Source organism: Pseudorhodoferax soli (assembly GCF_003337555.1).
Taxonomy (GTDB): domain Bacteria; phylum Pseudomonadota; class Gammaproteobacteria; order Burkholderiales; family Burkholderiaceae_C; genus Pseudorhodoferax; species Pseudorhodoferax soli.
Window position 1 is genome coordinate 169,207 of sequence record NZ_QPJK01000002.1, and the last position, 12,544, is coordinate 181,750.

Sequence of the window (12,544 nt, forward strand, 5' to 3'; positions counted from 1 at the left end):
CATGTCTCCGTGTTCAAAAAATCAATCCACCTGGGCACCGGTCTCTTTGACCACGCGCGCCCACTTGGGCAAGTCGGACTGCACCAGCGCAGCCAGTTGCTGGGCCGAGCCTTTGAACGGCTCGCAACCCACGCCGGCCAGCTTCTCGACCGTCTCTTTCTGCTCCAGCGCGCTGGCCACGGCGGCCTGCAGGCGCGCCACGATGGGCGCAGGCGTTCCCGCCGGCGCGAACATCGCGTACCAGGGCGCCTGGCCGAAGCCCTTGAGCGTCTCGCCGATCGTCGGCACATCGGGCAGCGCGGCCACGCGCTTCTCGTTGACCACGCCCAGCACCTTGAGCTTGCCGGCCTTGATGAGGCCGATCACCGAGGGCAGGCTCTGCACCGACAGCGGCACCTGGCCACCGGCCACATCGGCCGCCGCCGCCGCCGAGCCCTTGTAGGGCACATGCTGCAGCTGGATGCCGGCGGCCTTCTGCAGCATCTCGCCGATCAAATGGTTCAGCGTGCCGTTGCCGGCGGAGGCATAGCTGTACTTGCCGGGTGCGGCCTTGGCCAGCGCGATGAGCTCGGCCACGTTGTTGGCCGGGAACGCCGGGTTGGCCACCAGCGTGTAGCCTGCCGTGGCGATGGGCGCCACGGGCGTGAAGTCCCGCACCGGGTCGAAGCCGGGGTTCTTGTAGAGCGCGGGGCCGATCACGTGTGCGCTGTCGGCCGTCACCAGCAAGGTGTAGCCGTCGGGCTTGGCGCGGGCGGTGTTGGCCGTGGCCAGCGTGCCGCCCGCACCGGGCTTGTTGTCCACCACCACGCTCTGGCCCAGCTGTTCGGACAGGCGCTGCGCGAGCACGCGTGCGATGGCGTCGTTCGCTCCACCGGCCGCCTGCGGCACGATCAGCGTGATGGGCCTGCCCGGATAGGCGTCTTGCGCGTGCGCGCCCAGGGCACAGGCGGCCAGGGCCGACAGCAGCAGGCGGCGAGTCAGCAATGGAAGCGTCATGTTTCTGTCTCCTCTCGTTGTCGAAAAATCGTTCAGGCGCGCGCCAATGCGCGCACGCGCGTCGCCTCGAAGTCCGCTGGCACGGGGTGCAGGTCGAGCCGGCGGCCGGCCTTGACGATCTGGCCCGGCAGCTCGTGGCCGATCAGCGCCGGCAGGCGCCGGGCCGCGGCGATCAGCTGCGCCAGGTCGACCCCCGTGTCGTAGCCCATCAGTTGCAGCGCGTGCACGATCTCCTCGCTGCAGACATTGCCCGACGCGCCCGGCGCATACGGGCAGCCGCCCAGGCCGCCCAGCGAGGTGTCGTAGCAGTCCACGCCAGCCGCGATGCCCGCCAGCACATTGGCCAACCCCATGCCGCGCGTGTTGTGGAAGTGCAGCGTGAACAGCACGCCAGGCCAGCGCGCCCGCGCCGCCGCCGCGAGCGGCTGCACCTGCGAGGGGTAAGCCATGCCCGTGGTGTCGCACAGCGTGATGCCGGCTACGCCGAGATCGACGAAGCGCTGCACCCAGCCGAACACGGCCTCAGACGCCACGTCGCCCTCCATCGGGCAGCCGAACACGCAGGACAACGAGACGTTGACCGACACGCCGGCGGACTGCGCCGTGGCGATGACCTGGGCCAGCGCCGCGAATGACCGTTCCTGCGTCATGCGCAGGTTGGCCAGGTTGTGGGTGGCGCTGGCCGACATGACCAGGTTCAACTCGTCGGTGCGGGCCTCGATGGCGCGCTCGGCCCCGCGCACGTTGGGCACCAGCGCGGTGTAGACCACACCAGGCACACGGGTGATCTCGCGCATCACGATCTCGGCGTCGCGCAGCGCCGGGATGGCGCTGGGCGAAACGAACGAGGTGACCTCGATCTTGGACAGCCCGGCCGCCGACAGCGCGTTGGCCAGCGCGATCTTCTCTTCGGTCGGCACGAAGGCCTGCTCCATCTGCAGGCCGTCGCGCATGCCGACCTCCTGGATATGGATGCGCCGGCCGGCGCCTTGCCAGATGTCGTTGCTCATGCAATCACTCCATTTCTGCGCAGCAGCGCAATCTGTTCGGTGGTGAGCCCGGCCTCGGCCAGCACCGCATCGGTGTCGTCGCCCAGGCGCGGCGCGCTCGTGCGGATGCGGCCCGGCGTGGCCGAGAGCTTGGGCACGATGCCCGGCACGGTCACGGTGTCGCCGTCGCGCGTGGTCTGTGCCAGCAGCATGTCGCGCGCGCGGTAGTGCGGGTCTTCGGCGATGTCGCGCGCGGTGTAGACCTTGCCGGCCGGCACGCGCGCCGCGCCCAGCGCCTCCAGCACCTGCGGGACGCTGCGCGCCGCGGTCCAGGCGCCGATGGCTTCGTCGATCTCGGCCACGCGCGCCACGCGGCCGGCGTTGTCGGCCAGGTCGGTTGCCGTGGCGAGGTCGTCGCGCCCGATGGCGGCCATCAGGCGCTTGAAGATGCTGTCGCCGTTGCCGGCCACGAGCACCCAGCCGTCGGTGCAGGGGTAGGCATTGCTCGGCGCGATGCCGGGCAAGGCGCTGCCGGCGGCCTCGCGCACGGCGCCGAACGCGCTGTACTCGGGGATCAGGCTCTCCATGCAATTGAAAACCGCCTCGTGCAGGGCGACGTCGATGACCTGGCCCTGCCCGCCGTTGACCTTGCGGTGGTACAGCGCCGTCAGCACGCCGATGGCGCCGTGCAGCGCGGCCAGGGTGTCGCCGATGGAAATGCCGCAGCGCACCGGCACGCGACCCGGTTCGCCGGTCAGGTGGCGCAGGCCGCCCATGGCCTCGCCGACCACGCCGAAGCCGGGCATGTCGCGGTAAGGGCCGGTCTGGCCATAGCCCGAGATGCGCAACATGACCAGGCCGGGGTTGAGGCTGTGCAGTTCTTCGGGCGACATGCCCCAGCCCTCCAGGGTGCCGGGGCGGAAGTTCTCGATCAGCACGTCGGCTTCGGCGATCAGCTTGCGCGCGATGTCCTGGCCTTCGGCCTGGCGCAGGTCCAGTGCCAGCGAGCGCTTGTTGCGCGACTGCACCTGCCACCAGACCGAGGTGCCGTTCTGCAGCATGCGCCAGTTGCGCAGCGGGTCGCCGCCGCCGGGTGCCTCGATCTTGACCACATCGGCGCCGAACTCGGCCAGCGTCTTGCCGCAGAACGGGCCGGCGATCAGCTGCCCCATCTCGACCACGCGCACACCGGCCAGGGCCAGCGGCTTGTCTGTCTCCATCGTCTCGTCTCCTGCGTTGCGAACGGCGCGGATGATGCGCCAGGCGGCCGCCGGCGCAAAACCCCGATGCGCGAAGCCGCCATCGCAATCCGGCATGGCGGCTACGATCGCGGCCCATGAAGCTGGACCCGGTCTCCCTGCGCCTGTTCGTCGCCGTGATGGAAGAGAGCGCCATCGCACGTGCCGCCGCGCGCGAGCACATCGCCCCCTCGGCGGCAAGCAGGCGCCTGGCCGAACTGGAGCAGCAGCTGCGGGTGGAACTGTTCGCGCGCAGCAACCGCGGCATGCAGCCAACCGATGCCGCCTGGGCATTGCTGAACCTGGCGCGTGGCGTGCTGCACGAGCTGGACGGCATCGCGCTGCAGATGCGCGAGTACGGCAGCGGTCTGCGTGGCCAGGTGCGGCTGGTGGCCAACATCTCGGCCATCACCCAGTTCCTGCCGGGCGAACTGCAGCGCTTCATGGCCAGGCACCCGGGCGTGCACGTGCAACTGCAGGAGCAGATCAGCAGCGCGATCGCGCGCAGCGTGGCCGAGAACGCGGCCGATCTGGGCATCCTCAACGAGGGCAGCTACGGCGCCCACCTGCGCCTGTTGCCCTACCGCGAAGACGAACTGGTGCTGGCCCTGCCGGCCGGCCACGTGCTGGCGCGGCGCAAGCAGGTGCGGCTGGCCGAGGTGCTGCCCTATGAGCTCGTCGCCACGCACCCGGGCAGCGCCATCCACCACCAGCTGCAGCGTGCTGCCGCCGAGGCCGGTCTGCCGCTCAGGCTGCGCATGCAGGTTTCGGGCTACGACGCGCTGTGCCTGATGGTCGCGGCCGGCATGGGCCTGGGCGTGCTGCCGCGCGGGAGTGCGCAGATCTACAAGAGCGCGCTGTCGATCCGGCTCGTGGCGCTCGACGAAGCCTGGGCCCGGCGCCGGCTCATGCTGTGCCTGCGCGCCGACGAACAGCCCGGCGGCGCGGCGCGGCTGCTGGTCGAGCACCTGCAGACCGATGCGGGCGTGGCGGCATGACCTGGGACATCCTGTGCCGCGTGGTGGACAACCACGGCGACCTGGGCGTGTGCTGGCGACTCGCGGCCGATCTGGCGGCGCGGGGTGAACAGGTCCACCTGTGGTGCGACGACGCCAGCGCGCTGGCCTGGATGGCGCCGCAGGGCCGGGCCGGCGTGCAGGTACACCCGTGGCCCCAGGCAACGCCGGCCGGCGGCCTGGGCGAGGTCGTGGTCGAGGCCTTCGGCTGCGAGCCGCCCATGGCCTGGCTCCAAGCGTTTGGCCAGGCCGCCGAACCGCCGGTCTGGATCAACCTCGAATACCTCTCGGCCGAGGCCTATGTGGCACGCTGCCACGCCTTGCCCTCGCCGCTGATGGCCGGGCCGGCCGCGGGCCGCACGCGCTGGTTCTACTACCCTGGCTTCACGCCCGACACCGGCGGGTTGCTGCGCGAGCCCGACCTGCTGCAGCGCCAGGCCGCGTTCGACGGGCCAGCCTGGCGCCGCCAGCAGGGCCTGGCGGCCGGTGATCTGGTCGTCTCGCTGTTCTGCTACGAACCGCCGGCGCTCTCGGCGCTGCTGCAGCGCGTGGCCATGGCCGGCGCCCAGCTGCTGGTCACGCCGGGCCGCGCCAGCGCCGCGGTGCGCGCCCTGCCCCACCCGCCCGGCCTGTGCCTGCACTGGCTGGCGCCCCGGCCGCAGCCGGAATTCGACGCTCTGCTGTGGGCCTGCGACCTCAACTGCGTGCGCGGCGAAGATTCACTGGTGCGCGCGCTGTGGGCCGGCCAGCCCCTGGTCTGGCAGATCTACCCGCAGGACGATGGCGCCCACCACGACAAGCTGCAAGCCTTTTTAGACTGGCTGCAGGCGCCACCCTCGCTGCATGCCTTCCACGCCGCCTGGAACGGACTGGCTGCTCCCGAACTGCCGCCTTTGAGTGCCGCCCTGCTCGGCGAATGGCGTGCCTGCGTGCAAGCGGCGCGCGACAGGCTGCTCGCCCAGCCCGACCTCGTCAGCCAGCTGCGCGACTTCGCTGCCGAAAAGCGATAAAATCGCAGGCTTTGCGAAATTTCGCAACGGAACTCGCAACCTTGACGCAGCCCACAGAGTACAGGGTTGCGCCCCGGCGCCATCCTGCAACCATGGGCGGCACGGGCCACCCAACCTCTCTGCAGAACGCTTATGAAGATCGCTCAAGAAATCCGCGCCGGCAACGTGATCATGCACGGCAAGGATCCGATGGTCGTGCTCAAGACCGAATACAGCCGCGGCGGCCGCAACTCCGCCACCGTGCGCATGAAGCTCAAGAGCCTGATCGCCAACTTCGGTACCGAAGTGGTGTTCAAGGCCGACGACAAGATGGACCAGATCGTGCTGGACAAGAAGGACTGCACGTACTCGTACTTCGCCGACCCGATGTACGTCTGCATGGACACCGAGTACAACCAGTACGAAGTCGAAGCCGAGAACATGGGCGACGCACTGAACTACCTGGAAGACGGCATGCAGCTGGAAGTGGTGTTCTACGACGGCAAGGCCATCTCGGTCGAGTTGCCGACCAGCGTCGAGCGCGAGATCACCTGGACCGAGCCGGCCGTCAAGGGCGACACCTCGGGCAAGGTGCTCAAGCCTGCCAAGATCGCCACTGGCTTCGAAGTGCCGGTGCCGCTGTTCGTGGCGCAGGGCGACAAGATTGAAATCGACACCCGCACGGGCGAATACCGCAAGCGCGTCTGAGCGAGCGGCTCCCCCCACAAAAAAAGCGCCCGAGGGCGCTTTTTTGTTGCCTGCGCCACCGAAGGCGCAGGATCTCGCAAGCACCGGATCAGCGCTTGAGCAGCACCTTCAGCACGTTCTGCACCCGCCTGGCGGTGCCGGCGTCGTAGGGGCTTGCCAGCACCTTGGCAGTGTCCTGCGCCCAGGTCTGGGCCGGCGACGGGTCGTTGCGGCGCGTCAGCAACTGCAGCTGCAGCATGCGGCGGGCGCTGATCTGCTCGGCCGGCGTCGGCGCCTCGGCGGCGATCTCCAGGCGCAGCAGGGCCTCGGCAGCGGCCTTGCCATCGCCGGCGGGCGCCGAGATGCTCTGCACCCACTGGCCACGCACCGCCGAATTCACCCCAGCGCCCAGTTCCTGCGCGCTGGGCACCTGCTCTGGCTCGCGCTTCTCCCAAGCACCCAGCAGATTGGTGAGCACTTCGCCATGGGCCTGGGCCGCCAGCTTGCGCAGCGCGGCCTGCGCGTGTTCCATGGCATCGCGCTGGGCGCGGAAAGCGGCATCACCCAGGCGCGGACCACGGTCTGCCATGGGAGGGCGGTCGCCGAAGCGACCACCGTCACGGCCATCGCGGCCGTCGCGGCGCGGTTCGAAGCGGTTCTCACCGGGGCGCGCAGGGCCGCGGTCACGGTCGCCGAAGCGCGCGCCGCCGCGTGCGGGGGCGGGCTGGGTCTTCTGCATGCCCGGGCGGTCGTCGCCGCGCATGGCCACCACGGGCTTGCGCACGGGTGCCGGTGCGGGCGCAGGGGCGTCAGCAGCGACTTCCCCTTCGGGCGTTGCGTCGGCAGGCGCATCGGCCGGCGTGGCTGCTGCGTCTGCAGGCGCTTCGGTGCCCGCGGACGTGGCCACAGGAGCCGCGGGCACTGCCGCCGCAGCAGCAGCGGCAGCAGCCTGACCACGTGTGGCGGCCTCCAGCGCTGCCAGTGCGCTGCGGATCTTCTGAGCGTCGCCACTTGCGTTGGCGGCTTCCACCGCACGGGCCGCGTCCAGCACGGCGCGGTCGACCTGGCTCATGGCGCCGGCGGCCTTCTCGCGCTCTTCGGTCTTGCGCTGGAAGGCTTCGTCGATCGGCTTGCGGAAGGCGTCCCACAGCTTCTGCTCGAACTTGCGTTCCAGCGGAATGGTCTGCGCCTCGGCCTGCCAGCGCTGCTGCAGCGCCTTGACGGCGTCGATGCGCAGCAGGGGGGCCGCGCCCAGGACCTTGGCTTCCTCGATCAAGGCGCGGCGACGGTCGATGCTTGCCTGTTGCGCCTGCTCCAGCGGAGCCGCAGCGGCCTGGATGGCTTCCTTCCACTGGTTCTGCAGGTCGGCAAAGGCCTTTTCGCCCAGATGCCCCGCTTCGCGCCAGCGGTTGTCGAACTGGTGCAGGGAACGGCCCAGCAGCTTCCAGTCGGTGGAGGCGGCATGTTCCGCGCCCCAGGCCTTGAGCTCCTCCAGCAACGCCAGACGCTGGGCCTTGTGCTCGGCAGCCTCGGTCTTGCGCTTGTCCAGCCACTCTTCGACGACCTTGTGGGCGGCGTTGCAGGCTTCGTCGAAGCGCTTCCACAGGGCGTGGTTGGCGGCGCCGCCCTGGTCGGTCTGCTTCCACTGCTCGCGCATCTGGCGCAGCGTGTCCTGCATCTTGCGGCCGCCCAGCGCATGGCCCTCGGGCCGCTTGAGCAGGCCTTCGGCCTTGATGACGAGTTCTTCGCGCAGCTGGTCGGCACGCCAGCGCTGCCAGCCTTCCAGTTCACCGGCCGAGACCAGCGCGGTGTGGACTTCAGCCTCGAGCTTGTCGCCGACATGGCGGCCATGGTCCTTGAGCACGGCGCGCAGCGCGGTCGCGGCGGCGCTGCTGGCCTTGCCGTGGCCTTCGGCCACTTCCTGCTGCAGCTTGGCCAGGGCCTCGCTCACGCGCGCCTCAGCCTGCTCTCGCTGGGCGGGATCGACGGCGGGACGCGCCGGCTTGGGCGCCGCGGCCGGTGCGGCCACGGGCTCGGGCACCTCGCCGCGCGCCAGGCGCAGTGCATCGGCCCAGACGCGCACGGGCGGCAGCGGCGCCTCGGCGTTCTCCGAAGCCAGGCGGGCCTGCTCCAGTGAAGCCTGGAAAGCGTCCCAGACCACCAGCAGCTGGGCCTTGGATGCGTCCAGCAGCGGCGGGAACTTGCCGTCCACGCTGGGCCAGTTGGTGTCCTGCGCCAGTGTGTCGGCCTGTTGCTGCCAAGCGGCGACATCGGTGCGCAGGGCCTCCAGCGCGGCCAGTGCGTCCTGCCATGGCTTGGTCGACAGCACCTCGATGCGCTGCGCCAGCAGCACGGCTGCCTCGCGCTGCACCTGCACGCGGTGCTGCAGGTCCTCGATGCCGCGCACGCGCTCGGCCAACTGGGTCTTGAGCGCGGACAGGGGCTCCTTGGACAGCGGCGCGCCGGCCTTGGCCGCGTCGCGCTGCCAGGCCATCGCGTCGGCGATGTTCAGGCGCGGCAGTTCCAGCAAGGCCTGGGCCTTGGTGGCCCATTCCGCCGCGATGGCCTCCCGGCCACGCGCACGCTTGATCTCGTCGAGCTTCTCGCGCAGCGGTTTGGCAGCGCCGCGGTCGCGCACGCTGAGCTCCTGGAATACCTGCTGGATCAGCTCGGCATCGGGATTGCCAGCCAGCCAGTCGCGGATGCGCGCAGTGCGCTCGCCCGAGGTCGGCGCGGAGAAGGCACCGCCGGTCAGGGTGTCCAGCGCCTGGGAGTCATGGGGTTTGGAAGGAGTCGTTGTCACCACGGGTGTTCTGCGAAAAGAAGCGGCCGCCTCGGCAAGTCGGGCGGCCGCAGGATCCATGAGGGGCACACCGGTCGGCGCGCCAAGCCCGCTATTTTCGCTGGTTTTGCGCCGGTACCGCTGCGCTGTGGTTTCAGGGCGTGGCCAGCTCCAGCTCCGCATGCGGTGACCAGCCGGTTTCGGACGCCACGGTGCGGGGCGCACCGAGGAACAGGCGCTCCAACGGAACCTGCTGCGCGGCCAGGTAGTCGCGCACAGCGACGCTGCGCTGCACGGCCAGGTTGCGCACGGATTCGTCGGAGACCTGCATGTCGGCCAGCAGCAGCGCCTCCATGTCGGCCAACGGCAGCTCCTTGGCCACGCCCAACGCATTGCGCGGCTTGCTGGCCAGTTCTGCCCGGGCGTACAACGATTTCAACAGGGCGGGGTATTCCTCGGCGCTGACCACGGTAGGCGGCGCGCCTGCACCCTGCGCCGGCAGAGGCTGGCCCGCAGCCACGACCTCGCGGCGTTTTTCCGCCTGCACCATGCGCCCGAGCCGGGCGCGCTTCAGGGCCTCGCGCTCGGCCTCGGGGCTGGCCGTGCCGATCACCGAGAGCTTGAGGCCCGGCCGGTCGGTCAATGCACGTGCGACCTTGCCGAGTCGCTGTTCGGCCTCCTTGTCGAGCGTGGCGACGCCCGGCGCGAAGGAGACCTGGCCGAGCTCCTCGCCGCCACCGCCGAAGGCGCTGGCCAGCAGGCTGAACGGCGACGTCACGGCCTTGAGGATGAGGTTGCCGAGGATCTTCAGGATCACCGGTCCGATGCTGAACTGCGGGTCGTTCAGCGAGCCCTGGATCGGCAGGTTCAGGTCGATCACGCCATGCCGGTCGGCCAGCAGGGCCGTGGCCAGGCGCACGGGCAGGCTGGCCGGCGCGCCCGGCACCGGGTCGCCGAAGGTGAGCTGGTTCAACACCAGGCTGTTGCTGGCCGTGAGCTGGCCGTTGGGCAGCACCTCGTAATGCAGGTCCACGCTGAGCTTGCCGCGCTGGATGCCGTGGCCGGCGTACTTGACGGAGTACGGCGACAGCGGCGGCAGCTCCAGGTCGCGTACTTTGGCGCGGATGTCCAGGGCCAGCGGCTTGGCAAGGGGGTTGAGCTTGCCGTCGATCTCCAGCGAGGCCGTGCCCTCGGCCCGGCCGCGCAGCGTGAGGTCGGCCATGGCCGGCTGGCCGCCAGCGGCGCCGGCCGAATCGAAGGCGCTGAGCCGGCCTTGCAGCTCAGTGAGGTTGGCCGTGTAGTTGGGCTTGACGAAGCGGTCGGAGAACAACACGCGGCCGCCCTGGACCTGGATCGGCCCGAACCGGATGTTGGGTGCCGGGGCGGCCGGCGCAGCAGCCGCCGAAGCATCCGCGGGCGCGGCCTTGACCAGATCCTGCAGGTTGATGCGGCCGGTCTCGTCGACGATCACGCGCGCGTAGAAATCACTGAGAGCCGTTTCCTTGACTGCCAAGGCGAGCGCCGCGCCAGGCGCCATCTCGAGCGCCAGGCCGCGCAGGCGCAGCGTGTTCCAGGTCAGCAGGTCGCGTCCGTTGGCGGCTTGCGCGGTGTCGCCGCTCCCCTGCTGGGCGCGCAGGTCGTCAATGCCCAGGTCGCCCGCGACGCGCAACGCAGGGCCGCCGCTCTGCGCCGCGTAGCGCAGGCTGCCCTTGAAACTGGTGTCGGCGCGCTGCAGCCGCACGTTGAGCGCTTCGCCGAAGTACGGCTCCAGCGCGTGCAGCGGCAGCTGTTGCAGGTCGAGATCAGCCTGCAGCACCAGGGGCTCCAGCGCCAACTGGCCGCGCAGCGACAGCTTGCCTGGCGTGGTCTTGCCGGCGGCGACAGCGGCCGACAACTCCACGGGCACCGGGTGCGCGCGCTGATCGAGTTGCACGGGGCCAGCGCGCAGCTTCAGCGCCGAGACCGCCAGCGCGACCGGCCTGGCGGTGGACTGGTCGGCATAGCCCAACGCGCCCTCGTCGACTTCCACAGAGCGCAGGCCGACGCGCCAGGGTGCGCCTGCTGGCGCCGGTGCGGGATGGGCCTCGGCGCGCGCGGGCACGAGCCAGTCCTCGAACATCCAGCGCCCCTTGGCATCGCGCGCGAGCGCCAGGCGGGGCCGCTCCACCTGCACGCGGCCCACATCCACGGACCGGTTGGCCAGGTCGACGCGGGCGTCGCGCACCTCGAGCTTGCGGATGTCGGTGGGCTCGGCCGTGGCCAGCGCGAGTTGCGTGACGCTGAGCTGCTCGGCGTTGAGCACCAGGCCGCCCTCGGCCTTCCAGGCCAGCGCCACGCGCGCCGACAGCTCGCCTTTCAGGCGTGGCTTGAACACAGCCGCCAGGTAGGGCGCGCCGAGTTCCAGCGGAGCCTTGTCCAGCGCGGCCTGGAGATCGGCGGCCTTGTCGGTCGCGCTGCCCTCGAAGGCCAACGCGGCGGCGCCACCGATCCGGGCCGAGCCCTGCAAGCGCATCGGGTGCGCGAAGGGATAGGCCAGGTCCTGCAGCGCCAGCGTCAACTGGTCCACCGAAAGTTCGGCCGGCGGCCCGCCGGGCGCTGCCAGTTGGTCGCGCCAGGCGATACGTCCGCCTTGCAGCGCGGCCTTGTCCAGCACCACCGACCAGGCCGGCGCGGGGGCGGCCGGCTCGGCGGCGGGCGCTGGCTCGGCCGCCGCTGTCGCAGCAGGCAGCAGGTTGAACTGGCCACCGCCGTCGCGCTCCACGCGCAACTGCGGTCCATCGATCTGGAGCGAGGCGAGCCGCAACACCCGCTGCAACGGGCGCAGTTCGGCCACGTCCAGCGCGATGCGCTCGACCTGCAGCAGCTCGCCACCGCCGACGTCATGCAGGCGCAGGCCATGCAGGCCCAGCCGGCCCTTGACGACCACGGAGGCGGCCGGTGTCTGCTCGAAATCCAAGGCCAGATCGGCCTCCAGCACACCGGCCTGCAACTTGACCGGCAGACCTTGCGGCCAGTAAGGCAGGTAGGGCTGCACGTCGAAACCACGGATGGAGAAGTGCGCCGCCGTCTTGCGTGAATCCAGGAACGGCGTGCTCTGCGCTGAAGAGTCGAAGGCGCTGCCGTTGAGCGTGAACGCCAGCCGCGGCTGGGTCTGGATCTCGCGGTCGGCCTGCAGGTTGCTGAGGAAGGGCAAACCCAGCTGCAACCCGCGCAGGCTGTGCTGGCGTCCCACCACGTCGTCCTGGACCTCGACGGACCCGTCCATCAGCGCCAAGTTGTAGAGGGCGAACTTCGGCGGCTCGCCTGGAGGCTTGTCCGAAGGCGCCGACAGGCGCGCCAGGATGTCGTCGATGTCGTAATGGCCGGGCGACTGCTGGCGCAGCCGAAGTCGCGGCTGGCTCACCTCCAGTGCATCGAGCACCGGCGCGAGCCGCCAGAGGGAGTCCAGCGCCGCGTTGACGTAGATCTGGCCGACGTGCAGCTGATCGCCCGCGCCGTCCTGGGTGCGCACGGCCAGATCCTGTAGCGTGAGTTCCAGGCTCCAGGGGCGGAACTCCACCGTGCCGATCTGCACGCTGCGGCCCAGCGCCTCGCCGATGGCGCGCTCGGCCTGGGGCTTGAGCAGCCACGGCACCCACAACATTCCGGCGCTCCAGAAAAAGGCGAGGCCCAGTAGCGCCAGGATCAGGCGCTGCAGCCTGAGGGAAATACGGGAGCGGAGCGCTGCGAGCATGCCGGCATCCTACTGCGCCGGCACCAACAAGAAAGCCCGGCGCCAGGAAGATCCTGGACGCCGGGCCGGGCAGCGGACTCATCGTCTTTCGCCGCCGTTTTCGCAGGCCGGAGG

The 12,544-nt window shown here is 70.4% G+C and carries 8 protein-coding genes; 3 read left to right on the forward strand and 5 right to left on the reverse strand.

Going from position 1 to position 12,544, the window contains the following annotated elements; genetic code table 11:
- Positions 1-21: 21 nt before the first annotated feature.
- The 3 genes from DES41_RS07470 to DES41_RS07480 are packed head-to-tail and all read right to left on the reverse strand — an operon-like array spanning position 22 to position 3,205.
- A complete protein-coding gene (locus tag DES41_RS07470) occupies positions 22-996 on the reverse strand; it encodes a Bug family tripartite tricarboxylate transporter substrate binding protein (RefSeq protein WP_114467021.1) in 975 nt (324 codons plus the stop codon).
- 32 nt (positions 997-1,028) lie between these two features.
- Complete coding sequence (locus DES41_RS07475) at positions 1,029-2,006, reverse strand: hydroxymethylglutaryl-CoA lyase (protein WP_114467022.1); 978 nt, start codon at positions 2,004-2,006, stop codon at positions 1,029-1,031.
- Positions 2,003-3,205, reverse strand: coding sequence for a CaiB/BaiF CoA transferase family protein (locus tag DES41_RS07480; RefSeq protein WP_114467023.1), 1,203 nt, complete (start codon positions 3,203-3,205; stop codon positions 2,003-2,005). The genes DES41_RS07475 and DES41_RS07480 overlap by 4 nt, the downstream gene beginning before the upstream one ends.
- Positions 3,206-3,321: 116 nt before the next feature.
- Between DES41_RS07480 and DES41_RS07485 the strand changes: the two genes are divergently transcribed.
- The 3 genes from DES41_RS07485 to efp all read left to right on the forward strand — a co-directional run bounded on the left by DES41_RS07485 (position 3,322) and on the right by efp (position 5,936).
- On the forward strand, positions 3,322-4,221 hold the full coding sequence (locus DES41_RS07485; RefSeq protein ID WP_114467024.1) for a LysR family transcriptional regulator: 900 nt from the start codon (positions 3,322-3,324) through the stop codon (positions 4,219-4,221).
- Positions 4,218-5,249 carry an elongation factor P maturation arginine rhamnosyltransferase EarP gene (earP, locus tag DES41_RS07490; protein ID WP_114467025.1) on the forward strand — a complete coding sequence of 344 codons (1,032 nt, stop codon included), beginning with the start codon at positions 4,218-4,220 and terminating at the stop codon, positions 5,247-5,249. Before DES41_RS07485 ends, earP begins: the two co-directional genes overlap by 4 nt.
- 132 nt (positions 5,250-5,381) lie before the next feature.
- Positions 5,382-5,936 carry an elongation factor P gene (gene efp / locus DES41_RS07495; RefSeq protein WP_114467026.1) on the forward strand — a complete coding sequence of 185 codons (555 nt, stop codon included), beginning with the start codon at positions 5,382-5,384 and terminating at the stop codon, positions 5,934-5,936.
- 88 nt (positions 5,937-6,024) lie between these two features.
- On the opposite strand, the gene DES41_RS07500 is transcribed toward efp, so the two are convergent.
- Together DES41_RS07500 and DES41_RS07505 are read right to left on the reverse strand one after the other, a co-directional pair.
- Positions 6,025-8,778: a DUF349 domain-containing protein gene (locus DES41_RS07500; RefSeq protein WP_114467027.1), complete on the reverse strand. Its 2,754-nt coding sequence runs from the start codon at positions 8,776-8,778 to the stop codon at positions 6,025-6,027.
- A gap of 73 nt (positions 8,779-8,851) precedes the next feature.
- Positions 8,852-12,430, reverse strand: coding sequence for a DUF748 domain-containing protein (locus DES41_RS07505; RefSeq protein ID WP_114467028.1), 3,579 nt, complete (start codon positions 12,428-12,430; stop codon positions 8,852-8,854).
- Positions 12,431-12,544 lie beyond the last annotated feature (114 nt).